Genomic DNA, 25900 nt, shown 5'->3' on the forward strand with positions numbered 1-25900 from the left:
ATGCGCATCCGCAATGACCGGATCCAGGACGAGCCGCATATCGATCTGGTTCCCCTGATCGATGTGATCCTCGTTCTGATCATCTTCTTCGTGGTCACCACCACCTTCGACGCGCGTTCGACGCTGCAGCTGCAGTTGCCGACCGCCAGCCAGCAGGACACCACCGAGCCGCCGCGCTCGCTGAGCGTGCTGGTCAATGCCGAAGGGCGTTACTTCATCAACGACCAGGAAGTGCTGCGCACCGACGTCGAGTCGGTCAAGCAGACCATTGCCGCCGTCGCCGGCAGCGATCGGGAACAGACCGTGCTGTTGCGCGCCGACGCGCGCACCCCTTACCAGGCTGTCGTCACGGCCCAGGATGCTCTGGGCCAGCTGGGCTTCCGCCGCATCGCCATCGCTACCGCGCCGGAGGTGCGTCCATGAGCAAGAAACACTCCCCCGTCTGGCCGATCTACAAGCGCCTGCTCGGGTATACCGGTGCCTATTGGGTGTTCATGGTCGCCGCCGTGGTCGCGATGGTGGTCGAGGCCCTGGCCGGCTACAGCTTCACCAAGCTCATGGAGCCGCTGGTCAACCGGGGCTTCGTCAACCCGGAGCCGCGGATGGCGGTGATCCTGCCGTTGACCATCCTCGGGTTGTTCATGATGCGCAGCCTGGCCACCCTGGTCAGCGATTACGCGCTGGCCCGCACCGGGCGCAGCGTGGTGCGCGACCTGCGTGAGCAGGTGCTGGAAAAGTACCTGCATCTGCCGTCCTCGCATTTCGATGCCGAGGCCACGCCGGTGATGGTCAGCCGCCTGAACTTCGATACCGAGCAGGTCACCCAGGCCAGCGCCGATGCGCTCAAGACCCTGGTGGCCGATACGCTCACCATCATCGCCATGCTGGTGGTGATGCTGCAGATGAGCGTCAAGGTCACGATGGCGATGCTGGTGGTGGTGCCGCTGATCGGCGTGATCGTCTCGATCGTGGGCAAGCGCTACCGCCGGATCAGCCGTGGCATCCAGGACGGCATGGGCGGCATGGCGCAGACCGCCGAACAGTCCCTGGCCGCGCAGCAGGAAGTGAAGGTGCATGGCACCCAGGCGCACGAGATTTCGCGCTATTCCAGGCTTGCCAACCGCATGCTCGGCCTGAACATGAAGGTCGAAACCACGCGCGCGCTGGCCTCCAGCACGGTGCAGTTCCTCGCGGCCCTGGCGCTGGCGGTGATCGTATGGGTGTCCACCCGCGAGGCGCTGGCCGGCAAGCTCAACGCAGGCCAGTTCATGGGCCTGATGACCTCGATGATGGCGATCATTCCGTCACTGCGTCGCCTGACCAGTGTGCAGACCTCGATCTCGCGCGGTGTGGCCGCGGCCGAGCGCCTGTTCGGGATTCTCGATATGCCGGTCGAGCGCGACGAAGGGATCCAGCGGATCGGCCGCGCACGGGGCGAGCTTGCGTTCGAGCACGTGATGCTGCGTTATCGCGAAGACACCGGCATCGCGCTGGACGACATCAGTTTCGTGGCCAAGCCGGGCACGGTGACGGCGATTGTCGGCCGCTCCGGTAGCGGCAAAACCAGCCTGATCCGCCTGGTGCCGCGCTTCTACGAACCCAGCGGTGGCCGCATCACGCTGGATGGGGTGGCGCTGGACGATTACCCGCTGGCTGACCTGCGTCGCCAGGTGGCCATCGTCGGGCAGAAGGTCATGCTGTTCGATGACACCGTGGGCGCCAACATCGCCTACGGCATGGATGCGACCGAAGAGCAGATCCGCGCCGCGGCCGAAGCCGCCAATGCGTGGGAGTTCATCGCGCGCATGCCGCAGCAACTGCAGACGCCGGTCGGCGAGAACGGTGCGCTGCTCTCCGGCGGCCAGCGTCAGCGCCTGGCGATCGCCCGCGCGATCCTGCGCGATGCGCCGATCCTGATCCTGGATGAAGCGACCGCTGCGCTCGACAACGAGTCCGAGCGCCTGGTGCAGGATGCGTTGCAGCGCCTGATGCCCGAGCGCACCACGCTGGTGATCGCGCACCGTCTGTCCACCATCGAACATGCCGATCAGGTGCTGGTGATGGACCATGGCCGCATCGTCGAGCGCGGCACGCACAACGAACTGCTGGCGCTGGGTGGCCTGTACGAGCACCTGCACAAGATGCAGTTCCGCGAAAGGCAGCCTTGATGGCAGGCAAGGGCACCCACACGCCGTCGTACTGGTACGACGGCAGCGCGATTCCGTTCCTGGCCCGCCTGGCGTCACCGCTGTACGGCGCGGCGATCGCGCTGCGCCGGATGGCGTATCGCCGTCGCTGGCTGAAACGGCATTCACTGCCGGTGCCGGTGGTGGTGGTCGGCAACGTCACCGCCGGTGGCACCGGCAAGACCCCGCTGACGATCGCCCTGGTCAACCGTCTGCGCGACGCCGGCTGGAAGCCGGGGGTCGCCAGCCGTGGCTATGGGCGCGAGGATGCAGGCACCCCGCGCTGGGTCCTGACCAGCACCGATACCGCCGTCGGCGGCGACGAGCCGGTGCTGATCGCCTGGAAAACCGGCGTGCCGGTGCGGGTGGATGCGGACCGTGTCGCGGCCGGCAAGGCGCTGGTCGAGGCGGGCTGCGACATCATCGTCTGCGACGATGGCCTGCAGCACTACCGGCTGGCGCGCGACATCGAAATTGAAGTCGTCGACGCCCAGCGTCGTTACGGCAACGGCCGGCTGATTCCCGCCGGGCCGCTGCGCGAGCCAGCCAGCCGTGCGCGCGACTGCGATTTCCGCGTGGTCAACATGGGCCAGGCCAGCGATGGCACCGAAGCGCAGACCGCCTGCGGCTTCGGCGAATGGCCGATGCAGCTGCGCATCGACAGCGCACAGCCGCTGCAGGGCGGCCGCGCGCGGCGCCTCTCGCATTTCCAGGGCCAGCGCGTCCATGCGGTGGCCGGTATCGCCAATCCGCAGCGCTTCTTCGACATGCTGCGCGCGCATCGGATCGGCGTGGTGCCGCATGCCTTCGCTGATCACCATGCCTACCAGCCAGCGGATCTGCGCTTCGGCAGCGAACTGCCGGTGCTGATGACCGAGAAGGACGCGGTCAAGTGCAAGTCGTTCGCGACCGAATGGCACTTCGCCGTGCCGCTGTCGGCCGAGTTGCCGGCGGCGTTCTGGATCAGCCTGCTGGACCGCGTCGAGAAACTCGGCAAGCGTTGACGGGCCCGGTGCCGGTTGCGGCACACTGCGTCCCTGACTGCATTCCTTTCGTACAGGTCATCCCCCATGAGCGCTTCCGTCGAGTTCGTCGTTGCCATCCCCGCCCGTTATGCCGCTTCGCGGCTGCCAGGCAAGCCGCTGCGCCTGCTCGGCGGCGAGCCGCTGGTGCTGCGCGTGGCGCAACGCGCGCTGCTCGCCGGCGCGCGCGAGGTATGGGTCGCCACCGACGATCAGCGCATCGCCGATGCCCTGCAGGGCATGGCCGAGGTACGTGTGGCGATGACCTCCACCGGGCACGCCTCCGGCACCGATCGGCTGGCCGAGTGCGCGGCGCAGGCGGGCTGGTCCGATGACACCCTGGTGGTGAACCTGCAGGGCGACGAGCCCTTTGCCCCGGCAGAAGGCATCCGCGCGGTGGCCGAAGCCTTGGTCTACAGCGGTGCGGAGATGTCCACGCTGGCCACGCCGGTGGAAGACGCGGACACCCTGTTCGACCCGAACGTGGTCAAGGTCGTGCGCAAGCAGAACCTGGACGCGCTGTACTTCAGCCGCGCGCCCATTCCGTGGCACCGCGATGCCTTCGCCCGCTCGCGCGACACGCTCGCCGGCGCGCACTGGCTGCGCCATATCGGCATCTACGGCTACCGCGCCGGTTTCCTGCGCCAGTTCGCCGCGTTGCCGGCTGGCACGCTGGAACAGCTGGAGTCGCTGGAGCAGTTGCGCGTGCTGGAAGCGGGGCACCGCATCAGCGTGGCGCTGACCCCGGCCGAGTTCCCGCCCGGCATTGATACCCCGGACGATCTGGCGCGCGCCGAAGCCTGGTGGGCGGCACACCCGTGACCGTGGCACGACGGTTGCATGACGCGTACTCCGGCATAATCGGGGCATGAACGTCCAGCCCGTCCAGGATCTGCCCGAGTTCGCCACCTGGCTCAACGCCAAACCGACCACCCTGGCCGAGCTGCAGGGGCGGCCGGTCGTGCTGGCCTTCGTCAATGCCGCCTCGGTGTGGTGCGCGCAGCGGCTGGCCGAGCTGGCCCAGTGGCAATCACGCAACCCGGGCAAGCTGCAGCTGCTGGTGCTGCAGGTGCCACGTTTTGACGGCGAGCGCGATCCCGATCAGTCCCTCAAGCTGCTGCGCCGCCAGGGGCTGAACGCGCCGGCCCTGCTGGATGCGGACTGGGATGGCTGGCGCCGCTTCGGCGTGACCGCATGGCCGACCCTGGTCCTGCTCGATGCCCAAGGGCGCGAGCGCGAGCGTCTGGTCGGTCTCGGCGGGGAACTGGAACGCTCGCTCACTGCGCTGTGCGAAGGCAGCCCGCGGCCGTCCGATGAGGATCTGCACGGCGCCCGTGAACTCAGTCCCGAGCCGCGCCTCCCGCTGCGCTTCCCGACCGGGTTGGCGGTGACCACCGAGCGCCTGTACATCGCCGACACCGGCCATCACCGCGTGCTGGAATGCAGCCATGGTGGCCGCGTGCTGCGCCAGTTCGGCATGGGCACCGCCGATTTCATGGATGGCGACCAGGCCCAGGCGGCCTTCCACCATCCGCAGGGCCTCGCGCTGGAGCGCGAATGGCTGTACGTGGCCGACACCGGCAACCATGCCCTGCGCCGCATCCATCTGCTCTCCGGCCAGGTCGACACGCTGTGCGGCACTGGCCGCCCCGGCGAACCGATCGAAGGGCCGGTGGCCGATCCGCGCTACACCGCGCTCAACCATCCGCAGGGACTGGCCGTCGCCGACAACCAGATCCACATTGCGATGGCCGGCGACAACCGTATCTGGAGCTATCACCTTGGCCAGCGCAGCCTGCACTGGCGCGCCGGCAGTGGGGCGATCGACGAGCGCGACGGCAGTGGCCACATGGCCGCGTTCGCGCAGCCGTGCTCGGTCGCGGCGGTCCAGCAGGTGCTGTACGTCTGCGATGCGCTGGGCTCCTCTATCCGCGCCATGCAGTTGCGTGGGGATCTGGTGCAGACGCTGGTCGGGCAGGGGCTGTGGACCTTCGGCGAACAGGACGGCCCGCGCACCTCGGCACTGCTGCAGTACCCGCAGGCGATCGCGCTCAGTCCGGATGCGCCGCTGCTGTGGATCGCCGATGCCGGCAACGGCCGCCTGCGCACGCTGCGCCTGGGCGGTGGTGAGCTGAGTACGCTGGAGTTGCCGCGCCGCCTGCATGGCCCGGCTGGCCTGGCGCTCGGCGGTGGCGCGGTCTGGATTGCCGAGACCGATGCCCATGCCGTGCTGCGATTCGACCCCGTCAGTGGTGTCCTGAGCGACGTGCCGATCAACGAATGACTGTTTCTTCCGCCCCCGCCTTCGATGGCAAGGCATTTGCGGCCCACCTGAGCACCGCCCCCGGCGTGTACCGCATGTACGCCGCCGATGACACGCTGCTGTACGTCGGCAAGGCGCGTGCGCTGCGCAACCGCGTGGGCAGCTATTTCAACGGCACGCCCAAGACCACGCGGATCATGTCGATGCTGTCGCAGGTCGCGCGCATGGACGTGACCGTGACCCGCTCGGAGGCCGAGGCGCTGCTGCTGGAAAACCAGCTGATCAAGTCGCTCTCGCCGCGCTACAACGTCTCCCTGCGCGACGACAAGACCTATCCGCACGTGCTGCTGACCCGTGAGCAATGGCCGCGCATCGCGCTGCACCGTGGCCCGCGGGCGGTACCCGGGCGCTACTTCGGTCCGTACCCGGGCGTCACTGCCGTGCGCGAAACGCTCAACCTGATGCACAAGCTGTTCAAGCTGCGCAGCTGCGAAGACAGCGTGTTCCGCAACCGCTCGCGGCCCTGCCTGCAGTACCAGATCGGCCGCTGCAGCGCGCCGTGCGTGGAGCTGGTGGCGCCGGACGATTACGCCGAGTCGGTACGCCGCGCCTCGATGTTCCTGGAAGGCAAGAGCGATCAGCTGGCGCGCGAGCTCGGCACCCAGATGCAGACCGCCAGCGAAGCACTGGAGTTCGAGCAGGCCGCGCGCCTGCGCGATCTGATCGCCTCGCTGCGCAGCATGCAGACCCGCCAGTACGTGGACGGCCGCGCGGCGGATCTGGACGTGCTCGCCTGTGCCACCCAGGGCGCCAGTGCCTGCGTGCTGCTGCTGGCCTTCCGCGATGGCCGCAACATGGGCACGCGCCCATTCTTCCCGCGCACCAATGGCGAAGAGAGTGCCGATGAGGTGCTGGGCGCGTTCGTGTCCCAGTATTACGCCGAGCACGCGCCGCCGCGCGAGATCCTGCTCGATCGCGAGATTCCCGATGCCAGCCTGATCGAATCGGCGTTGAGTGCCTCCGCCGAGCACAAGGTGCAGCTGCGCTGGAACGTGCGCGGTGAGCGCGCCGGCTATGTGGAACTGGCCGCGCGCAACGCGCAGATCACCCTGGTGACCGAACTGGGTAGCCGCACCGCGCAGCACGCGCGCAGCGAAGACCTGCGGCAGATGCTCGGTCTGACCGAACAGGTCAAGCGCGTGGAGTGTTTCGATATCAGTCACACCATGGGCGAAGCCACCGTGGCCTCGTGCGTGGTGTTCGATGCGGCGGGCCCGGTCCGCAGCCAGTACCGCCGTTTCAACATCAGCGGCATCGAGCCCGGCGATGACTACGCGGCCATGCGCCAGGCGATCGAGCGGCGCTTCCGCCGGGCGGTGGAGGAAGATGCGGTGCTGCCCGATCTGTTGCTGATCGATGGTGGCGCCGGCCAGTTGGCCCAGGCGCAGGCGGCGCTGGCCGATCTGGGCGTGGAAGGGGTGATGCTGGTCGGCGTGGCCAAGGGTGTGGAGCGCAGGGCAGGGCATGAAGCCCTGGTCATGCCGGATGGCCGCGAACTACGCCCGGGCGCGGCCTCACCGGCGCTGCAGTTCATCCAGCAGGTGCGTGACGAAGCCCACCGCTTCGCCATCACCGGCCACCGTGGGCGCCGCCAGAAGGCTCGGATGACCAGCAAACTCGAGGATATTCCTGGCATCGGCCCGCGCCGGCGCGCCAGCCTGCTCAAACATTTCGGCGGCCTGGTCGGCCTGAAAGCCGCCGGCGAAGCGGAAATCGCGAAAGTGGACGGCATCAATGACGCCCTCGCTGCGCGTATCTACGCTAACCTTCATGGACTGCCCACGCCCGACGCGGCGGGCGAGTAGAGAGACGCAATGAAGTTGACCCTCCCCACCTGGCTGACCCTGCTGCGGATCGTGATGATCCCCGTCCTGGTGCTGGTGTTCTATCTCCCCTACAAGTGGACCAATTTCGCCTCGGCGGCGATCTTCGGCCTGGCTGCGCTCACCGACTGGCTCGACGGCTGGATCGCCCGCCGCTACGACCTGCAGTCCGCGTTCGGCGCCTTCCTCGACCCGGTCGCGGACAAGCTGATGGTGGCCGTGGCGCTGTTCCTGATCGTGCAGGGCCATCCCACCGCGTGGATGGCGGTCTGGGCGGCCGTGATCGTCGGCCGTGAAATCGCCGTGTCGGCATTGCGCGAATGGATGGCGGAAATCGGCCAGCGGGCCAAAGTGCGTGTGGCGGTGATCGGCAAAGTGAAAACCACCGCGCAGATGGTCGCGCTGCTGTGCCTGCTGTACTCGGTCGCGCCGCACACCCCGATGCAGGACATCTGGATGGGCACCCAGGTCTTCCACATCGGCGATTGGACCCTGGCGATCGCCTCGATCCTGACACTGTGGTCGGGCCTGCAATACCTGCACGCCGCGTGGCCGAGCCTGCGCGAAGACGAGCGCCTTGCGCGTGAGAACGCCAAAGCAAAAAAGAATGCGTGAGGGCTGTTGACAGGGGTGCATTTGGCTGTAGAATTTCGCCTCCCAAGCGGGAATAGCTCAGTTGGTAGAGCGCAACCTTGCCAAGGTTGAGGTCGCGAGTTCGAGTCTCGTTTCCCGCTCCAGATAGCGCATTTCATCGGGATTCGTCCCAATGCGATGCAACGAAAAAAAGCGACCTTCCGGGTCGCTTTTTTCGTTTGTGCGTGTCGAGGGTCAGTGGTGCTTCCCGATCCGGACGTTGCACCAGGTGCGGATGTTTTCCCGATCAAACCCGGGGCAGCTGTTATTGATCGGCAGGTACAGGTACAGCGCCTGCTCCATATGCGCGAAGTGGTAGTAGTTGGTGCGGTCTTTGCCGTACAGCCAGTAGTTCGATGCGCCCTGGTTGATGACGTAGGGCTCGAACCAGAGGATCGAGGACTCGGCCGGGATCACGTTGCTTCTGTCGGTCAGCATCAGCCAGGCGTTGGAGAAGACGTGCGTCGTTGCACCCAGCAGGAGGGTGACGGCGGCGAGGCTGATCGCAGTGCCCCTGGCGAGGCGGGCGATACGGAGATGGCGTGGCATGGCCGAAGGGTTCCTGGGATCGAGGGGCTGCGCCAGCACTGTGGAGGCGTCCGGGCAGATCGGAACAGCGCACTGACGTGGTGCGAAAAGGATGTTGACGACGTGAAGGAATTCCGACAGAATAGCGCTCCTTCGACGCAGGTCGAGGGGCCGACAGCCTCCAGCGCCTCAGGGTGCGGTGCCGTCGGGGCAAGCGAAAGTCTGCGGGAATAGCTCAGTTGGTAGAGCGCAACCTTGCCAAGGTTGAGGTCGCGAGTTCGAGTCTCGTTTCCCGCTCCAAATCCTGACCAGGCCCCGTTCTCGGGGTCTTGTTTTATCGGGGCATGCAACACGCCTTCGATGATCGTAGGGTCACCGGCCTGGTGGCAGAGTGGTCATGCAGCGGACTGCAAATCCGCGTACGCCGGTTCAATTCCGACCCAGGCCTCCAAATAGAAAGTAGCCCAGAGCCCGCGAAAGCGGGCTTTGTGCGTTGTGGGCCTCCATTCAGTTTCGGAGGCCAGAGCCGACAGGGCCTACACAACGCGCTTCGTATGCTGCGGCCGTCCACTTTGGCAGCCTTATGCAGACACAAAAAGCACGCGTAGCGACGGGTATCGAAGGCCTCGACAGCATCCTCGGCGGGGGCTTCCCGCAGGGACGGCTGTACCTGCTGGAAGGACCCCCAGGCTCCGGCAAGACCACGCTGTCCCTGCAGTTTCTGCTGCATGGGCTGTGCAAGGGCGAGCGCTGCCTCTACATCACGCTCTCCGAGACAGCTGACGAGCTGCGAGAAGTTGCCAATGCGCACGGCTGGTCCCTGGATGGGCTGGAGTTGTTCGAGCTGGCCTCGGCCGAGGAAGCGCTGGGCGACGGACGGATGCAGTCGGTACTGCACTCCTGGGAAGTCGAGCTGGACGAAACGGTCAAGCTGATCCTCGGCGAGGTGGAGCGCATCAAGCCGCATCGGGTGGTGTTCGATTCGCTGTCCGAGCTGCGATTGCTGTCGCAGGATCCGCTGCGTTATCGCCGGCAGATTCTCTCGCTCAAGCAGTTCTTCGCGCCCAAGAGCGCGACCGTGGTGCTGGTCGATGACATGACGGCCTCCGGTGAGGAGCGCGATGGCCAGTTGCACAGTCTGTGTCATGGCGTGGTGTCGCTGGAACGGCTCACGCTGGATTTCGGCCCGGCGCGCCGCCGGATGCATGTCCAGAAACTGCGCGGAGTGAACTTCACCGCTGGCTACCATGACATGACCATCCGCGAAGGGGGCCTGGAGGTCTTCCCGCGGTTGATCGCCTCGGACCACCACGCCACGTTCAACGGCACGCCCATCAGCAGCGGGGTCGGCGAGATCGACAGTCTGCTCGGCGGCGGTCCGCTGCGGGGCACCAGCACGCTGTTGACCGGCCCGGCTGGCAGCGGCAAGACGAATGTGGCGCTGCAGTACGTCTGGGCGGCCTGCGAGCGCGGTGAACACTGCTGCATCTTCGAATTCGATGAGCGCATCGGCACCTTGCTCGCCCGCGCCGAGTCGCTGGATATCGATCTGAGCAAACACCTGGCGTCGGGCCTGCTGGAAATCCTCCAGGTCGATCCGGCCGAGATCTCACCGGGCGAGTTCGCCTGGAACATGCAGCGTGCGGTCGAGGAGCGCCACTGCCGCCTGCTGGTGATCGATAGCCTCAACGGCTACGTCACCGCGATGCCCCAGGAAAAGCAGTTGATGCTTCAGCTGCACGAGATGCTGTCCTACCTCAACCAGAAGGGCGTGGCGACCATCCTGATCAATCCGCAACACGGGTTGGTCGGCACCATGTCGACCGGCAACCTCAACGTTTCCTACATCGCCGATTCGGTCGTGTTGTTCCGGTTCTTCGAATCGCAGGGGCGCATCCGCAAGGCGATCTCGGTGATCAAGAATCGGGGCGGTGCGCACGAGAATACGATCCGCGAGCTGAAGATCGACGGCAAGGGGATTTCGCTGAGTGCCCCGCTCAACGAGTTCAAGGGCATTCTGACCGGCACGCCGGAATTCGTGGGCAATACGGCGCATCTGCTCGGCCACACCCGTGCAGAGTGACTCCGTTTCCGGTGTGGTGCATATCGTTGCGCCGTTCGGGCGCGATGCGCAGAGCATTGCCGGCGTACTCAATGCCGCCGGGCTGCGGACCGCGATCCAGGAGAGCCTGCCACGGCTGGCCGACGCGCTTGATGATGATGTTGGCGCGGTGGTCGTCACCGAAGAGGCGGTCGCCAAGGGCACCGCCGCGTTGCTGGAGCCCTTGGCCAGGCAACCGTCCTGGTCGGATATTCCCTTCATTCTGCTGCGTTCGCCGCGCTCGCAGAAGCGCCCCTTGGCCGATCCTGGCCTGCAGTTGTCGATCAACATCATCGAGCTGGACCGGCCGCTGGGCAGCAGCTCGCTGCTCAGCTCCGTGCGCAGTGCGCTGCGGGCGCGCGACAAGCAGTTCCTGGTCCGCGATCAGATGCGGGCGCTGGCCGATGGCCGTGCCGCACTGGAGCGCAGCGAAGCAGAGCTGCGCCTGGTGGCCGATGCGATGCCGGTGCTGATCGCCTTCATCGACCGCGACCTGTGTTACCGCTTCGCCAACAAGGCGTATGAGGCCTGGTTCGAGCGTCCGGTATCGGCCGTGATCGGCAAACGCGTGCCGGAGGTATTCGGGCAGGAGGTATGGAGCAGCCGCCGCCCGTTGATCGAACGTGCGCTGGCGGGCGAGCACATCGTGTTCGAGGCCAACTGGCCGTTCAGTGACGGCCGCCGGCGCGACAGTGAGATCCGTTATTCGCCGCGCTTCGATGCCGACGGCGCGCCGGACGGGTTCCACGTCTTCGTCACCGATATCACTGCCTCCAAGCTGGCCCTGGAAACGAGTCAGCAACATGCCTCGGACCTGGAGGCGATGGTGGCCGAGCGCACGGCGGAGCTGGAGCGGCAGATGGTCGCGCGCGAGGCCAGCGAAGCGGCCCTGCGCCAGTCGCAGAAGATGGATGCGATCGGGCAGTTGACCGGCGGCATCGCGCACGACTTCAACAACATGCTGACCGGCATCCTGTCCTCGCTGGACATCATGCGCATGCGCCTGGACATGGGGCGCATGGAAGGGATGGAGCGCTTCCTGGATGCGGCCACCGCCTCCAGCCAGCGCGCGGCGGCCTTGACCCAGCGTCTGCTGGCGTTTTCGCGACGTCAGTCGCTGGATTCGAAGACCGTGGAACTCAATGCGCTGGTGGGCTCGGTCCAGCACCTGCTGCGCAGCACGCTGGGCGAGAAGATCCGCATCCAGATGGCGACCAGTGACGCGCCGCTGCGCGCCAACCTGGACAGCAACCAGTTCGAAAGCGCGCTGCTGAATCTGGCGATCAATGCACGTGACGCGATGCCTGAAGGGGGTGAGTTGATCCTGCGGACCTCGCACGTCTTTGCGGCCGAGGGCGAAGTGCCGACCATTCCGGCAGGGGAGTACGCCGTGGTATCGGTCTCCGATTCCGGCACCGGCATGCCACCGGAGGTGGTCGAGCGGATCTTCGAGCCGTTCTTCACCACCAAGCCGATCGGCAAGGGCACGGGCTTGGGCATGTCGATGATCTACGGCTTCATGCAGCAGTCCGGCGGCCACATCACGGTGGATTCCACGCCAGGGCAGGGCACCACGGTAGCGCTGTTCATGCCGGTGGTGCACGACGCCGCCGAGGACGACGGTGCACCGAGCGCACAGCCGGTGTCGCTCGGCGCCGGGCAGTCGATCCTGGTGGTGGAGGATGACGAGCAGGTGCGCATGCTGGTCACCGTGGTGCTGGAAGACCTCGGGTATACCGCCGAAGTCGTGGGTGATGCCGATGGCGCCATTCCGATCCTCGGCTCATCGAAGAAGATCGACCTGCTGATCACCGACGTTGGATTGCCCGGCCTCAACGGACGCCAGCTGGCCGAAATCGCGAGGCAATCGCGGCCGTCGTTGCCGGTGCTGTTCATGACCGGCTACGCAGAGAAAGCACAGGAACGCTCGGCATTCCTCGACAACGGCATGGCGATGATCGCCAAGCCGTTTCTGCTCGATGCGTTCAGTGAGGCGGTAAGAAGCTCGATGGCGGGACATCGGTAGTCCCGCGGCACCCGGCGTGTGCCTGTCCGGCGAAAGCGTGCGCGACAAGGAGCATTCGTTTTGAAAGTGTTCTGAACGCTTCAGGCAACGGCTTTATTTAGATACCTGAAAGTGACAGCATAGTGCTTTGAAATCGTCGGAGTTTACCCATGCCCCTTTGCGCGATCGCGTATGTCAGCGACGTTGCAGGCCCGCTGTCTGCGGAGCATCTCGACGCCCTTGTCGAAGATGCCATCCGCTTCAACAGCCTGGCCGGGGTCACCGGTGTGCTTCTCTGCGACGGCAGTCGTTTCCTGCAGTACTTCGAAGGCCCGGATGATGGGGTGTCGGCAGTACACGAGCGCGTACTGCAGGCCCGCAGTCATCGGAACATTCGCAAACTCGGTCACGCCCGCGTGCCTGCGCGCTATTTTCCTTACTGGAGCATGCGCTGGCTGGGCGTGGAGCCGACCCTGGTCGAGATCTTGTCTGCCGGAGAATGGGAGGCGTTTGCCGATCGCGCCGCGGGCGGACCGCCGGCAGGCAGTGCCATGGAACGTCTGATGCAGTTCGTCGCGCCGCACCTGCCCGCGCGCGCGGGTATGCAGGAGAGCCGCTCGGCGGCCGAGTGAGGTGGCGCGCCCCTGTGCAGCTTCCCGGGGCGGGGCGGCCAGGCGCGGAGTATCCGAAGCGCTGCCCTGACATATTGCTGTCAATACCCGGCCTGCATGATGCAGGCACGGGTTCGGACGTTATATGAACGGTTCATCAGGGGCGTGGCCTTTACCCTTCGGGTAATTGACTTAATGCGATGACCGTGCAAATTTTAGGTGAACCCGAAGTGAATCCGCCCCTGAGGGGGTTTTGTCGTCCCTGAAGCAAGCAAGTCCCACGGAGGTCGTATGGAATACGGCGAACATGACTTGGCTGACGGAGTGCGAACCGAGCTGGAAGCCAGCTACGTGAAACATGGCTGCGGCCCGGAATTCTGGTCCACCTACCAGCGCGTGCTCGAGCGTCTGGTCCCACCCGCGCAGGGCACCGCGCGAACCCGTGTCACCAATGAGCTGGCGTTGATCATTGAACAGTTGGGGATCGTGCGGCGCGCCCAGTTGGTGCCGCCGCGCAGCGCACGCCCGCGCGCGCGCTGAGACCGGGTCGGGGGACCGGGAACCGGTACGGGGGACAACCGCCAACGCGGCGCCGTTACAGGTGATGAAGACCGATGGCCAGCAGCGCCAGCAGCGTGCCGGCGGCGGCGAGCGTGCGCGGACGAATCCACCGGGTCGGGTGGTGCTGCATGGCCGATGGACGTGCATAGCGGATCAACCCGGTCGGGAACTGCCAGGCACGCATGCGTTCATCGCAGGCATCCTGGCAGTCGCCACAACTGATGCAATCAGCGTTCGGCCCGGCACGCACGTCCAGCGCCATCGGGCACACGTTGGCGCAGGCGCCGCAATCCAGACAATCGCCGAGGCGATCGGCGCTGAAGTGCGGCATCGGGCCAGCGATGTCTTCATGTGCGGCGCGGAAGGCATAGTCGCTGGCGCTGGTGGGATCAAGCAGCCCGCGTCCCCGCGCCTGGACACCGCCCAGCCCAGCCACGCGTGGGCCGCGCGGTTCGCCGCGGCGTGCGTGGTACTGCATGCGCGGCGTGTCGTTGTCGCAGAACATGCCGTGGATGCGCGCATACGGACACAGCTCGCGGCAAACATGTTCGCGCAGGAAGCCGGCATTGCCCCAGGTGGCTGCCGCATAGAAGACGATCCAGAACGTTTCCCAGCCACTCCAGACCGGTGGCCACGGCGTACCGACCAGACCGTGGATCGGGCTGAAAAAGCCCACGAAGGTGATGCCCGTCCACGCGGCCACCAGCAGCCACAGCAGATGCTTGACCGCACGCGCTGCGCCGGTGGCCGGCAGCCAGCGTGCGGTGCCTTGATCCATCCACCGGAACAACCGGCTCCACAAGGTCTGCGGACAGCCGTAGCCGCACCACACCCGGCCGGCCAGGTGAGTGAGCAGTACCAACGCGGTGGCCAGCACGGCGGCCAGGCCCAGCAGGATGCCGACGTCGTGCGGCCAGAGGGTCCAGCCGAACAGATCGAAGCGGCGCGCGGTGAGGTCGAACAACAGCGCCTGGCGACCCTCCCAGCGCAGCCACGGCAGGAGATAGAAGCCGGCCAGCAGGATGACCGAGAGCAGTGGCCGCCAGCGCAGCGGCGCGCGCCGGCCCGGGGCCGGGGACGGAGGCGAGGGATCGACCAGATGCAGGGTGAGGCGGTCTGTCATGGTCACCCCAGTGGCAGGTCGTCATCGTCGCTGGGCATCGGCCGCAGCAGGTACCAGGTGATCGCGCTGGCGGCGGCGGTGACCGCCCAGAACATGAAGAACCCCAGCGTGTAGCCCAGCTCGCGGCTGATCTCGTGCTGCGGGAAACTGATGTCGCGCAGGCGCAGCGGGTCCACAAAGGCGAAGAACACCACGCTGGCCAGGCCCGCCGCGACGAAGCTGGGCCACAGGATGGCGCCCCATTGCTGGATCAGCCGTCGGCTGCTGCCGTCGGGCGGGTCGTGCAGGTCGTTCATTGCGGCCACGGTCAGGAGGAGGGGGCAGGGCACGGCTATACTTCGCGCCGACCGGGGGCCGGGACCGCGAGTGCGCGCTTCCTGTCGAGCTCCCAGACTAGAAGGCTTCGCCGTCGGCTTCATTGATTCTGATCAAGGCAGCGGCAGCCCCTGCCGCCGATGCTGGGCGTTGCTGCCCGAGGGTGTTCATGTCCGATCCCACCGACAACGTGCTGCCTCTTCCGGCACTGGACCTGTGCAGCGAAGAGGACGTCACCCGCCTGGTGCACGACTTCTACGCGCGTGTCCGCGAGGAGCCGCGCCTGGGCCCGGTGTTCACGGCGCGGATCCACGACTGGGATGCGCATCTGGCGCAGCTGGTGGATTTCTGGTCGGCGATGCTGCGCGGCACGCGGCGCTTCAAAGGCGCGCCCATGCCCAAGCACATGGCCATGGATGAGCTGGATCGCGATCTGTTCGACCGCTGGCTGGCCCTGTTCCGGCAGACCACCGCCGAATGCGGCAATCCACCGATGCAGCGGCTGGCCGATGATGTCGCCGAGCGGATCGCCGATACCTTCTGGCGTCGCTTCCAGATGCTGCGCTGGCCGAGCCTGCCGATGGCGGGCCGCCCGGGCGTGAATTGATCTGACGCAATGCGTGCGCACCCGCGCACGCGCAAGCTGGCGGCATGGATACCTTCTCGCCTGCCGCCGCCGGGCTCGCCTGGCACTTCGATCCCGAGCTGCTGCGTCGCCACGACCGGCCGGGCCCGCGCTACACCTCCTATCCCACCGCCCCGCATTTCCATGACGGCTACGGTGAGCTGGCCCTGCGCGAGGCCATCGTGGACAGCAACCGCCGGGGCCGCGCGCTGTCGCTGTACGTGCATGTGCCGTACTGCAGCAGCCCGTGTTTCTACTGCGGCTGCAACCGGGTCATCACCCGCGATCACAGCAAAGGCATCAGCTACGTCGCCCGCGTGCTGAGCGAGGCGGACCTGATGGCGCCGCAGTTCGATCCGGCGCGCGAAGTGATCCAGCTGCACCTCGGCGGTGGCACGCCCAACTTCCTGGCGCCGGCACAGATGCGCGAGTTGATCGATGGGCTGCGCCAGCGCTTCAACTTCAGCACGGCGGCCGCGCGCGATTTCTCCATCGAGCTCGACCCGCGCTTCGTCACACGGGCCGATATCGCGGTGCTCGCCGAGCTGGGCTTCAACCGCGCCAGCCTCGGCGTGCAGGATTTCGATCCGGATGTACAGAAGGCCATCAACCGCGAGCAGGGCGTGGAGGACACACTGGATATCCTGCGTGCCTGCCGCGAGCATGGCTTGCGCTCGGTCAATGTCGATCTGATCTACGGCCTGCCGAAGCAGACACTCCCCGGTTTCGCGCAGACGCTGGAAACCGTGCTGCGCGAGCGACCGGATCGCCTGGCGGTGTATGGGTACGCGCACCTGCCGCACCTGTTCCGCGCGCAGCGCCAGATCGCCGATGCGGATCTGCCCAGCCCCGAGCAGAAGCTGGCCTTGCTGGGCTTGGCGGTGCAGCGCCTCTCAGACGCGGGCTATCAGTACATCGGCATGGATCATTTCGCGTTGCCGGAGGAAGACCTGTCACGGGCACAACGGGCGGGGCAACTGCACCGCAACTTCATGGGCTATACCACGCACGCCGACACCGATCTGGTGGGCCTGGGGGCCAGCGCGATCAGCCACATCGGCGAGACCTACAGCCAGAACCCGCGTGAACTGCCGGCCTGGGAAGCGGCGGTCGATGCAGGGCGGTTGCCGGTCTGGCGCGGCCTGACCCTGGACCAGGACGATGTGCTGCGCGCGGAAGTGATCGGCCAGTTGATGTGCCAGGGAGAAGTGGACGGGGCAGCCGTGGCGGCACGGCACGGCGTGGACTTCGAGACGTATTTCGCCGAGGGACTGCGCGCGCTGGCGGCACTGCAGGCAGACGGCCTGGCCGATTACGCGCAGGGCGTGGTGCGTGCGAGCGAGCGCGGGCGCCCACTGCTGCGGCTGCTGGCGATGTGCTTCGACCGCTATCTGACGCAGCCGGACCAGCCCGTGCGGTATTCCCGCGCGATCTGAGCGGGGCCGCAGTGACGCGTGCATTCCAAAACCGGGCGCGATCAGGCACCCTATGCGCGCCGTTGCCCGGGTGGCGAAACTGGTAGACGCATCGGACTTAAAATCCGCCGGGGGCAACCCCATGCCGGTTCGATTCCGGCCCCGGGCACCAACGGCCAGTTTCACGCGTTGCCCGCGCAACGCAAACTTTACGCAGCCGGCCGCGTGCCACCGTACGCTGCGCAGCAACCCACCTCGGACACGCCACATGGCAAACGCAGTTCGTGCAGGGAAAGCACTGGTGTGGGGCGTGGCGCTGCTGTTCGGCGGCGTGGCCCATGCGCAGGCCCAGATGCAGGTGCCGGCGCAGGCCGCAGGCGAGGTGATCGATCTCGCCCCGGTGGTGGTCTCGGGTGAGCAGCCCGGGCCAGGCATGTGGCAGGTCCGAAATGCCCAGGGCCACACACTGTGGATTCTCGGGACGGTTTCGCCGCTGCCAGCCAAGCTGACGTGGCGTGCCGACGAGGTGCAGGCGGTGATCGCCAGCGCGCAGGAAGTGCTCGGCTCGCCGGGCTGGACACTGGATGCCGACGTGGGCTTTTTCCGCGGGCTGACCCTGGTGCCCTCGGCGATGAAGGCTGCCCGTGATCCCGACGGACGCACCTTGCGCGAGGTGTTGCCGCCCGATCTCTACGCGCGCTGGGAAGTGCTCAAGCAACGCCACATCGGCCGCGACGGAGGCATCGAGAAAGACCGGCCCTTGGTGGCCGCGACCCAGCTGTATGCCGCCGCACTGAAGGATGTCGGCCTCGGCCGTTCCTCACCGGTGTCCAGGATCGTGCAGAAGGCCAGCAAGGCGCACGGTCTCACGCCGGTCCCGACCCAGGTCACGATCAAGATCGCCGACCCGCGGCAGGCGTTGAAGGAAGTGCGTGGCACCGCCTTGCAGGATGTCGAGTGCTTCCGCCGTACCCTGGATGTGGTCGAACACGGCCTGCCGCTGCTGGCCGAGCGCGCCAACGCCTGGTCGGTCGGTGATATCGAGGCGCTGGAGCGGCTGGCGGTGAAGGGGCAGTACCTGGCCTGCGTGGATGCCGTGGCCAACAGCGATTTCGGGCGGCGGCGTGGCTTGACCGATGTCGATGCGCAGGCGCAGCGCAAATGGATGACCCTGGCCGGCGAGGCGTTGGCGCGCAATGCGGTCACCTTTGCGACCGTCCCGGTCACCTCGCTGCTGGTGCCCGGTGGCTATGCCGATCAACTGCGTGCCCGGGGCTATGAGGTCCAGGCACCGGAATAAGGCGTGACTAACGGGCGATTCGTAACGAGACCGTGAGCACATTCGGTGTCTACCCAGTGCGAAAACTTCATGGCATAGTCAGCTTCAGTTCATTCCGGAAATCCTTCATGCCGCTGCATGCGGTCGCTTATGTCAGCGACGCTATCGATGGAATCGAAACGTCTGATATCGATCAGATCCTGCGAGCAGCAATGGGGTTTAACAAAGTGGCAGGCGTGACCGGCGTGCTGATGTTCGACGGCCGGTGTTTCCTGCAGTACTTCGAGGGACCGGAGGACGGTGTCGACTCGGTGTTCCAGCGCGTGTTCAACGCGCGCATCCATACGAATCTGCGCGAACTCGCGCGAGGGTTCGTGGAGAAACGCCATTTCCCCTGCTGGACGATGGCATCGGCAGCGGTCGAACCGGATGCGCTTGCGCGTATCGTCGAGGCGCCCTGGCAGGGGTTCCAACAGCGGTGTTCCGAGCCAGACGATATGCCCGCAGGTTTTGGTCGTCTGCTGGAGGCATGGACCGGTGTGTCCGGCGAGTTGGAACCGGCAGCAGTGACATTGGGGTCGTAACGCAAAACAACCTTGTCCGTAACACAATGATCACGGTTGCACGCCTATCCTCTTTCTACCAGCTGTGACCAGTCTTGCGGGGTTTGCCCTTGGAGGCTGTCTGAAAGGGTAGTAACCGCAGCTGGACCATTATTCCTTTGGCCGTCGTCCGTACTCTCCGCGGGCGGCGGCTTTGTTCTTTGTGGGGCAGGGTCGGGCGCGTTAGTCTTGCACCACCTGTCTCCCGGCTCCGTATCGCATGACGTATTCCCTGATGATGCCCCGCCTGATGGCTGGCCCGGTTCCGCGGTGCGGAGCCGCTCGATGACGCACGCCATTTCCGCCGCGGTGTCCGCGCGCATCGGGGTCATCGGGCTCGGCTACGTTGGGCTGCCGTTGACCGTGACCTTTGGCCGGCACCAGGCCACGGTGGGCTACGACATCGATCAGGCGCGGGTCGCCGAGCTGCAGCGTGGCATGGATCACACCCTGGAACTGGACGCGGATGAACTGGCTGCTGCGTTGCATGCCCGCTACACCGCCGATCCTTCAGAGCTGGCCGGGTGCAACGTCTACATCGTGACCGTGCCCACCCCGATCGATGCGCATGAGCAGCCCGATCTCGGGCCGCTGCGCAGTGCCAGCACCCTGATCGCCGGCCTGCTCACGCCGGGCGACATCGTGATCTACGAATCCACCGTCTACCCGGGCACGACAGAAGAAGTCTGCGTGCCGCTGCTGGAGGCCGGATCGGGGCTGCGCTTCAACGTCGATTTCTATTGCGGTTACAGCCCGGAGCGGATCAATCCGGGTGACCGCGAACGGCGGTTGCCGGACATCCGCAAGATCACCTCCGGCTCGACGCCGGAAGTCGCCGCCGTGGTCGATGCCTTGTACAAGCGCATCATTACGGCCGGCACCTGGCCGGCGCCCTCGATCCGCGTGGCCGAAGCGGCCAAGGTGATCGAGAACATCCAGCGCGACGTCAACATTGCGTTGGTCAACGAGCTGGCGTTGATCTTCGATCGGCTCGGCATCGATACCCAGGACGTGCTGGATGCGGCCGGCAGCAAGTGGAACTTCCTCCCGTTCCGCCCGGGCCTGGTCGGCGGCCACTGCATCGGCGTGGACCCGTACTACCTGCTGCACAAGTCCGAAAGCGTGGGGTATCACCCGGACCTGATCCACACCGCGCGACAGGTCAACAACCGGGTCGGCGAGCATGTCGCACAACGCGTGCTGGCGCTGCTGGCATCGCGCAGCATCGATGTCGCGCAGGCACGCGTGCTGGTACTGGGCGTGACCTTCAAGGAGAACTGCCCGGACCTGCGCAACAGCCGCGCGTTGGAACTGGCGCAGCGCCTGCAGGTCAGTGGCGCCCGGGTGGACGTGCAGGACCCGTGGGTGGGGCCGGCCGCACTGGCCGATGCGGGCGTGCGCTGGGTCGAGGCCCCGGATGCGGCCGGCTATGACGCCGTCGTACTGGCGGTGGCGCATGATCGTTTCCGTGCGTTCGATGCCGCGCAGGTCCGCGCGCTGCTCACTCCGGGCGGTGTGGTGTACGACGTCAAATCCGTGTGGCCCCGGGAAGTGGTGGACGACCGCCTGTAGACTCGGGGGCAGCTATTGATTGAGGAAAGCCATGCATCGCTATCTCGCGTACCTGCTCGCCATCGGGTTGTTCCCGGTCTGCCTGTGGTTGGCCACGATCTGGCCCGCCTGGTACTGGGGCGTCGGCGTGACGGCGTTGCTGGTGGTGCTGGGCACCTGGGATCTGCTGCAGAAGCGCAGCACGCTGCGGCGCAACTATCCGGTGATGGCCCACTTCCGCTACGGGCTGGAATCGATCGGGCCGGAGATCCGCCAGTACTTCGTGCAGAGCGATCTGGAGGATGTGCCGTTCTCGCGCCAGCAGCGCGCGCTGATCTACCAGCGCTCCAAGAATGAAATGGACGTGGTGCCGTTCGGTACGCTGCGCAGCACCTATGCGGTGGACTACGAGTGGATCAACCATTCGCTGGCGCCGACCGAGATCGGCCACCACGATTTCCGCATCCAGATCGGCCCGAACTGCGCCAAGCCGTATTCGGCCAGTGTGTTCAACATCTCCGCGATGAGCTTCGGTTCGTTGTCGGCGAACGCGATCCGCGCCCTCAACGAAGGCGCGCGCCGTGGCAGCTTCTATCACGACACCGGCGAAGGGTCGATTTCGCCCTATCACCGCGAAATGGGCGGCGACCTGGTCTGGGAAATCGGCTCGGGCTACTTCGGGTGCCGTGACGATGCCGGTGGTTTCAGCGAAGAGAAATTCGTCGCCAACGCCACCCATGATCAGGTCAAGATGATCGAGATCAAGCTGTCGCAGGGCGCCAAGCCCGGCCACGGCGGCGTGCTGCCGGCGGCCAAGGTGAGCGAGGAGATTTCGATCACCCGTGGCGTGCCGATGGGCGTGGATTGCGTATCGCCCTCCAGGCACAGCGCGTTCAATACGCCGGTGGAACTGCTGCAGTTCGTTGCGCGGCTGCGCGAGTTGTCCGGCGGCAAGCCGGTCGGGTTCAAGCTGGCCATCGGCCACCCCTGGGAGTGGTTCGGTATCGCCAAGGCGATGCAGGAAACCGGGCTGCTGCCGGATTTCATCGTGGTCGATGGCGCCGAGGGCGGTACCGGTGCGGCGCCGGCCGAGTTCATCGATCACGTGGGTGTGCCGATGCACGAGGCGCTGTTGCTGGTGCACAACACGCTGGTCGGCCTGGACCTGCGCGATCGCATCCGCGTCGGTGCGGCGGGCAAGGTCACCAGTGCCTTCGAGATCGCACGCACCATCGCGCTGGGCGCGGACTGGTGCAATGCCGGGCGTGGCTTCATGTTCGCGCTGGGCTGCATCCAGTCGCTGAGCTGCCACAGCGATAAATGCCCCACCGGCATCGCCACGCAGAACCCGCATCGCTGGCGTCACCTGGACGCCGCTGACAAGGCCACGCGCGTGCACAACTACCATGAGAACACCCTGCGCGCGCTGCGCGACCTGTTGTGCGCGGCCGGCTTGAACGATCCTTCCGAGTTGGGCCCGGAGCACATCCTGCGCCGCGTCTCGCCGGTGGAAATCCGCTCACTGGCTTCGCTGTACCGCTATCTGGCCCCGGGTGAGCTGCTGCGCAAAGTGCCGGACCATGCGGTCTTCCACGACTACTGGGCCGATGCGCGCAGTGATTCGTTCCAGCCGCCGGCGCGCATCCAGGCGCTGCGGACAAGCAAATCGCGATGACCGATGCGCGCGACCTGCGCTTGCGCGTTGGCCGTGCCGAGGAGGCGGACAGACTGTGGCTGCTGCGCACGCGGTGCGTACGTGAACTGTGCAGTGCGGCCTATCCGCCGGAGGTGATCGCCCCGTGGTCGGCCTCACCGCCACCGGACCACTACCGCGCGCTGCTCGCCGCCGGTGGCTGCGTGATTGCCGAAGATGCCGACGGCGCGCTGTTGGGCTATGGCGTGATCGATCTGGCCGGCAACGAAATCGATGCGTTGTTCGTCGATCCCGACTGCGGCGGCCGTGGCATCGGCCTGACCTTGATGCAGGCGATGCAAGCACGGTCGGATCCGGCGCGGCCGTTGGTGCTCTCAGCCTCGCTCAATGCGGTCGCGTTCTATCGTCGCTGTGGCTTTGAAGCGTTGCGCGAGGAAAGCTACCCACACCCCAGCGGGGTAGCGCTCGCTTCGGTGCGGATGCAGCGCACGCAGTGATGCCGGCCAGCGGCCGGCACTACCGATTGCATGTCCTGACAGGCGGTCCGGCACGCCACGGTGCGCACTACCTCGGTAGTGCCGGCCGCTGGCCGGCATCTCGCGGTCTACGCCTGCGCCAACCACGCCACCACGCCACGCCCGGCGCGCAGCCCGCTGGCATAGCAGGCCGTCAGCAGATAGCCGCCGGTCGGCGCTTCCCAGTCCAGCATCTCGCCGGCACAGAAGATGCCCGGGCGCCCGCGCAGCATCAGCTGCGTATCCAGTGCTTCCAGGCGCACGCCGCCGGCGGTGCTGATCACTTCATCGATAGGACGGGCTCGCTGCAGAGCCAATGGCAGCCGCTTCAGCGCATGCGCGATCTGGTCCAGCGGCAGTTGCCCGGCCTCGCGACCCAGTACCTCGAACAGCAGCGCGGATTTGACCCCGCCCAGACCCAGCTGGCGGCGCAGGACCTCGCCGAAACTGCGGCCCTGGCGCGGCTTGCGCAGTTTTTCCGCGACCTGCGCTTCGGTCTGGCCCGGCAGCAGGTCCAGCTGCAGGGTCACCTGCCCGTCGCGGGCCAGGCTGTCGCGCAGATCGGCCGACAGCGCGTAGATCAGGCTGCCTTCGATGCCGGTCGCAGTGATCACGCATTCACCCTGCAGCGAGCGCGGCTCACCCTGCAGGTCGGTCCAGTGCGCCACCACCGGCTTGAGCGGGGCACCCGCCTGGCGCTCGCTGAAGTAGGGCGTCCAGCCGATGTCGAAGCCACAGTTGGCCGGCTTCAGCGGGGCGATGTCGATGCCGCTGGCGGTCATCGGCGCCACCCACGCACCGTCCGAGCCGAGCTCCGGCCAGCTGCCACCGCCGAGCGCGAACACCACCGCATCGGCCGTGATCGTGGTCGTGCCCTCGGGGGTTTCCAGGCGCAGCGCGCCTGCGTCATCCCAGCCAGTCCAGCGGTGCTGCACGTGGAAGCGCACCCCCTGTTCCTTCAGCCGGCGCACCCAGCCGCGCAGCAGCGGGGCGGCCTTGCGGTCGACCGGGAACACACGTCCCGAACTGCCCACATAGGTCTCCACGCCGAATGCCAGCGCCCAGGCACGCAGCGCCTCGCCATCGAAATCGGCCAGCCAGCCGCCCACCGCGTCCGCGCGCTCGCGGTAGCGCGAGATGAACACCTCACGCGCATCGGAGTGGGTCAGATTGAGGCCGCCTTTGCCGGCGATCAGGAACTTGCGCCCGGGCGAGCCCTTGGCTTCGTACAGATCGACGGTGTGGCCGGCAGCGCGCACGGTTTCCGCCGCCATCAGGCCGGCGGGGCCGCCGCCGATGATCGCGACCCGGCGTGGGGTGTTCACGGCAATGCTCATGCAGGCAGGATCAACGCGGCTTGACGTCGAGCAGTTCGACATCGAACACCAGCGAGGAATTCGGTGCGATCGGGCCGGCGCCACGCGTGCCGTAGCCGTACTCGGCCGGAATCATCAGCGTGCGCTTGCCACCCACCTTCATGCCGGCAAAGCCTTCGTCCCAGCCCTTGATGACCTGGCCCTGGCCGAGGTTGAAGGTGAAGGGCTCGCCGCGGTCGACCGAGCTGTCGAACTTGGCGCCGTGCTTGTCGGCGGTGCGCTCGTCGTAGATCCAGCCCGTGTAGTGCACGGTCACCTTGCTGCCGGGTGTGGCCTCGGCGCCGGTGCCCGGCTGGGTATCGATCTTCTCGAACTGCGCGATGCTGCCGCCGGGCGGCGGGCCGGGCGGGGTGCAGGCGGCCAGCAGCGACAACATCAGGGGGGCGAGCAGGTAACGCGGCAGACGGCGCATGGGCGGGCTCCGGATCCAAAAAACGGGGACGCAAGGGTAGCGCATCGCCGGGCGCTATCATGGGCACATGTCGAAACTGCTGCTCAACCTGCGCAATGTCGCAGACGATGAAATCCAGGATGTCACCGCCCTGCTGGACAAGGCGGGCATCGCCCACTACCGCACCGAGCCCAGCCCCTGGGGGATCTCCTTTGGCGGGATCTGGGTCCGCGATGACGCCGATCACCCTCGGGCCAAGGCGCTGATGGGCGAGTACCAGCAGGCACGCGGCGAGCGCGTGCGTGGCGAGCGTGAGGCCGCGCTGCGTGAGGGGACGGCCGAGACCTTCGGCAGCCTGATCCGCCGCCGCCCGGTGTTCGTGGTGGCGGTGCTGCTCGGCATGGCCGTCGCGACCGCGCTGGTGCTGCTGCCGTTCGTGCTGCTGCGCGGCTGATTCCAGGGCCGCTCAGGCGTAGCGCCTGCCCAGCGGCTAAAATGGCGCGATGATCGCCAATACCGCCGCTTACCACTTCACCCCCGTCGCCGACCCGGACGCGCTGTGCGCGACCCTGCTGGAGCGGGCGACCGCCGCGCAGCTGCGCGGCACGATCCTGGTGGCGGGCGAGGGCATCAATCTGTTCCTTGCCGGTGCCGAGCCGCAGATCGACGGCTTCTACGCCGCCCTGCGCGCCGATGCGCGGTTTGCCGGGCTGCGCGTGAAGACCAGCTACAGCCAGATGCAGCCGTTCGCCCGGCTCAAGGCCAAGGTCAAGCCGGAGATCATCAGTTTCCGCATCGGCGACGGCCAGCCGCTGGCCTACCCGCGCGCGCCCTCGATCGATCCGGCCACGGTGCAGCGCTGGCTGCGCCAGGGGCACGATGACGCCGGCAAGCCGGTGGTGATGCTGGACACCCGCAACACCCAGGAGATCGAGTACGGCACCTTCCAGGACGCGCTGGTGCTGCCGATCACCAAGTTCACCGATCTGCCCGAGGCCCTGGCCCCACACCGCGAAGCGCTCAAGGACAGCACCGTGGTCAGCTTCTGCACCGGCGGCATCCGCTGCGAGAAGGCGGCGCTGTGGATGCGCAACGACGGCATGGACAACGTCCTGCAGCTGGACGGCGGCATCCTGGGCTATTTCGAGGCCGTGGGCGGTGAGGGCTATGACGGCCGCTGCTTCGTCTTCGACGAGCGCGTGGCGCTGGATGCGGCCCTGCAGCCACTGGTCGATCAGGACGCCGGCACCGCCTGAGCCGC

General features: G+C 66.6%; 25 protein-coding genes and 4 tRNA genes. 24 read left to right on the forward strand and 5 right to left on the reverse strand.

What is annotated here, in order from left to right; all coding sequences use genetic code 11:
- The 8 genes from ABE571_RS13190 (at nucleotide 1) to ABE571_RS13225 (ending at nucleotide 8091) form a co-directional block, all read left to right on the forward strand.
- On the forward strand, nucleotides 1-423 hold the full coding sequence (locus tag ABE571_RS13190) for a biopolymer transporter ExbD (RefSeq protein WP_019183376.1): 423 nt from the start codon (nucleotides 1-3) through the stop codon (nucleotides 421-423).
- On the forward strand, nucleotides 420-2168 hold the full coding sequence (gene msbA, locus ABE571_RS13195) for a lipid A export permease/ATP-binding protein MsbA (RefSeq protein ID WP_346493818.1): 1749 nt from the start codon (nucleotides 420-422) through the stop codon (nucleotides 2166-2168). Before ABE571_RS13190 ends, msbA begins: the two co-directional genes overlap by 4 nt.
- Complete coding sequence (lpxK, locus tag ABE571_RS13200) at nucleotides 2168-3190, forward strand: tetraacyldisaccharide 4'-kinase (protein WP_346493819.1); 1023 nt, start codon at nucleotides 2168-2170, stop codon at nucleotides 3188-3190. The genes msbA and lpxK overlap by 1 nt, the downstream gene beginning before the upstream one ends.
- Nucleotides 3191-3256: 66 nt before the next feature.
- A complete protein-coding gene (gene kdsB / locus ABE571_RS13205; RefSeq protein WP_313217827.1) occupies nucleotides 3257-4030 on the forward strand; it encodes a 3-deoxy-manno-octulosonate cytidylyltransferase in 774 nt (257 codons plus the stop codon).
- A gap of 46 nt (nucleotides 4031-4076) precedes the next feature.
- The gene (locus ABE571_RS13210; RefSeq protein WP_346493820.1) at nucleotides 4077-5492 is read left to right on the forward strand and encodes a hypothetical protein; all 1416 of its coding nucleotides are present in this window, start codon (nucleotides 4077-4079) and stop codon (nucleotides 5490-5492) included.
- Nucleotides 5489-7336 (forward strand): excinuclease ABC subunit UvrC, encoded by a 1848-nt coding sequence (gene uvrC, locus ABE571_RS13215; RefSeq protein WP_346481861.1) that lies wholly within the window; start codon nucleotides 5489-5491, stop codon nucleotides 7334-7336. The genes ABE571_RS13210 and uvrC overlap by 4 nt, the downstream gene beginning before the upstream one ends.
- A gap of 9 nt (nucleotides 7337-7345) precedes the next feature.
- Nucleotides 7346-7969, forward strand: coding sequence for a CDP-diacylglycerol--glycerol-3-phosphate 3-phosphatidyltransferase (gene pgsA, locus ABE571_RS13220; protein ID WP_088433209.1), 624 nt, complete (start codon nucleotides 7346-7348; stop codon nucleotides 7967-7969).
- Nucleotides 7970-8015: 46 nt separating this feature from the next.
- Nucleotides 8016-8091 (forward strand) — tRNA-Gly (locus ABE571_RS13225).
- A 91-nt stretch (nucleotides 8092-8182) separates the two neighbouring features.
- Here ABE571_RS13225 and ABE571_RS13230 read toward each other — a convergent pair.
- Nucleotides 8183-8536 carry a hypothetical protein gene (locus ABE571_RS13230; protein WP_346481860.1) on the reverse strand — a complete coding sequence of 118 codons (354 nt, stop codon included), beginning with the start codon at nucleotides 8534-8536 and terminating at the stop codon, nucleotides 8183-8185.
- Nucleotides 8537-8739: 203 nt separating this feature from the next.
- On the opposite strand from ABE571_RS13230, the gene ABE571_RS13235 reads away from it, so the two are divergent.
- The 6 genes from ABE571_RS13235 (at nucleotide 8740) to ABE571_RS13260 (ending at nucleotide 13772) form a co-directional block, all read left to right on the forward strand.
- Nucleotides 8740-8815: transfer RNA gene (locus ABE571_RS13235), tRNA-Gly, on the forward strand.
- A 77-nt stretch (nucleotides 8816-8892) separates the two neighbouring features.
- Nucleotides 8893-8966, forward strand: a tRNA-Cys gene (locus tag ABE571_RS13240).
- A gap of 42 nt (nucleotides 8967-9008) precedes the next feature.
- Nucleotides 9009-10598 (forward strand): ATPase domain-containing protein, encoded by a 1590-nt coding sequence (locus ABE571_RS13245; protein ID WP_313212035.1) that lies wholly within the window; start codon nucleotides 9009-9011, stop codon nucleotides 10596-10598.
- Nucleotides 10588-12642 (forward strand): ATP-binding protein, encoded by a 2055-nt coding sequence (locus ABE571_RS13250; RefSeq protein WP_313212034.1) that lies wholly within the window; start codon nucleotides 10588-10590, stop codon nucleotides 12640-12642. The genes ABE571_RS13245 and ABE571_RS13250 overlap by 11 nt, the downstream gene beginning before the upstream one ends.
- Nucleotides 12643-12791: 149 nt before the next feature.
- A complete protein-coding gene (locus tag ABE571_RS13255) occupies nucleotides 12792-13253 on the forward strand; it encodes a BLUF domain-containing protein (RefSeq protein WP_313217838.1) in 462 nt (153 codons plus the stop codon).
- Between the two features lie 270 nt (nucleotides 13254-13523).
- Nucleotides 13524-13772: a hypothetical protein gene (locus ABE571_RS13260; protein ID WP_019183363.1), complete on the forward strand. Its 249-nt coding sequence runs from the start codon at nucleotides 13524-13526 to the stop codon at nucleotides 13770-13772.
- Between the two features lie 55 nt (nucleotides 13773-13827).
- Here ABE571_RS13260 and ABE571_RS13265 read toward each other — a convergent pair whose 3' ends face one another.
- Together ABE571_RS13265 and ABE571_RS13270 are read right to left on the reverse strand one after the other, a co-directional pair.
- Nucleotides 13828-14916 (reverse strand): 4Fe-4S dicluster domain-containing protein, encoded by a 1089-nt coding sequence (locus ABE571_RS13265; RefSeq protein ID WP_313212031.1) that lies wholly within the window; start codon nucleotides 14914-14916, stop codon nucleotides 13828-13830.
- Nucleotides 14917-14918: 2 nt separating this feature from the next.
- Entirely contained in the window at nucleotides 14919-15212 is a 294-nt protein-coding gene (locus ABE571_RS13270; protein ID WP_346493821.1) for a hypothetical protein, read from the reverse strand.
- 188 nt (nucleotides 15213-15400) lie between these two features.
- Between ABE571_RS13270 and ABE571_RS13275 the strand changes: the two genes are divergently transcribed.
- The 8 genes from ABE571_RS13275 to ABE571_RS13310 all read left to right on the forward strand — a co-directional run bounded on the left by ABE571_RS13275 (nucleotide 15401) and on the right by ABE571_RS13310 (nucleotide 22854).
- Nucleotides 15401-15838, forward strand: a complete 438-nt coding sequence (locus ABE571_RS13275; RefSeq protein ID WP_313212030.1) for a group III truncated hemoglobin — start codon at nucleotides 15401-15403, stop codon at nucleotides 15836-15838.
- Nucleotides 15839-15882: 44 nt separating this feature from the next.
- Nucleotides 15883-17292 (forward strand): oxygen-independent coproporphyrinogen III oxidase, encoded by a 1410-nt coding sequence (hemN, locus tag ABE571_RS13280; RefSeq protein WP_313217843.1) that lies wholly within the window; start codon nucleotides 15883-15885, stop codon nucleotides 17290-17292.
- 64 nt (nucleotides 17293-17356) lie between these two features.
- Nucleotides 17357-17443, forward strand: a tRNA-Leu gene (locus ABE571_RS13285).
- Nucleotides 17444-17539: 96 nt separating this feature from the next.
- A complete protein-coding gene (locus ABE571_RS13290; RefSeq protein ID WP_346465484.1) occupies nucleotides 17540-18571 on the forward strand; it encodes a TraB/GumN family protein in 1032 nt (343 codons plus the stop codon).
- A 107-nt stretch (nucleotides 18572-18678) separates the two neighbouring features.
- Nucleotides 18679-19134: a BLUF domain-containing protein gene (locus ABE571_RS13295; protein WP_313212027.1), complete on the forward strand. Its 456-nt coding sequence runs from the start codon at nucleotides 18679-18681 to the stop codon at nucleotides 19132-19134.
- A 303-nt stretch (nucleotides 19135-19437) separates the two neighbouring features.
- Complete coding sequence (locus ABE571_RS13300) at nucleotides 19438-20724, forward strand: nucleotide sugar dehydrogenase (protein WP_313212025.1); 1287 nt, start codon at nucleotides 19438-19440, stop codon at nucleotides 20722-20724.
- 31 nt (nucleotides 20725-20755) lie between these two features.
- Nucleotides 20756-22378 (forward strand): FMN-binding glutamate synthase family protein, encoded by a 1623-nt coding sequence (locus tag ABE571_RS13305; RefSeq protein WP_313212024.1) that lies wholly within the window; start codon nucleotides 20756-20758, stop codon nucleotides 22376-22378.
- Nucleotides 22375-22854 (forward strand): GNAT family N-acetyltransferase, encoded by a 480-nt coding sequence (locus tag ABE571_RS13310; protein WP_346493822.1) that lies wholly within the window; start codon nucleotides 22375-22377, stop codon nucleotides 22852-22854. Before ABE571_RS13305 ends, ABE571_RS13310 begins: the two co-directional genes overlap by 4 nt.
- Before the next feature lie 107 nt (nucleotides 22855-22961).
- Here ABE571_RS13310 and ABE571_RS13315 read toward each other — a convergent pair whose 3' ends face one another.
- Together ABE571_RS13315 and ABE571_RS13320 are read right to left on the reverse strand one after the other, a co-directional pair.
- On the reverse strand, nucleotides 22962-24209 hold the full coding sequence (locus ABE571_RS13315; RefSeq protein WP_346465489.1) for a TIGR03862 family flavoprotein: 1248 nt from the start codon (nucleotides 24207-24209) through the stop codon (nucleotides 22962-22964).
- Nucleotides 24210-24219: 10 nt separating this feature from the next.
- Nucleotides 24220-24660 carry an FKBP-type peptidyl-prolyl cis-trans isomerase gene (locus ABE571_RS13320; protein ID WP_346463725.1) on the reverse strand — a complete coding sequence of 147 codons (441 nt, stop codon included), beginning with the start codon at nucleotides 24658-24660 and terminating at the stop codon, nucleotides 24220-24222.
- Nucleotides 24661-24727: 67 nt separating this feature from the next.
- Between ABE571_RS13320 and ABE571_RS13325 the strand changes: the two genes are divergently transcribed.
- Together ABE571_RS13325 and ABE571_RS13330 are read left to right on the forward strand one after the other, a co-directional pair.
- Nucleotides 24728-25093: a DUF6164 family protein gene (locus ABE571_RS13325; RefSeq protein ID WP_313212019.1), complete on the forward strand. Its 366-nt coding sequence runs from the start codon at nucleotides 24728-24730 to the stop codon at nucleotides 25091-25093.
- A 49-nt stretch (nucleotides 25094-25142) separates the two neighbouring features.
- Nucleotides 25143-25895 (forward strand): sulfurtransferase, encoded by a 753-nt coding sequence (locus ABE571_RS13330; RefSeq protein WP_346493823.1) that lies wholly within the window; start codon nucleotides 25143-25145, stop codon nucleotides 25893-25895.
- Nucleotides 25896-25900: the final 5 nt, after the last annotated feature.

This window comes from Stenotrophomonas sp. TWI273, assembly GCF_039674765.1.
In the GTDB taxonomy this organism is placed as follows: Bacteria; Pseudomonadota; Gammaproteobacteria; order Xanthomonadales; family Xanthomonadaceae; genus Stenotrophomonas.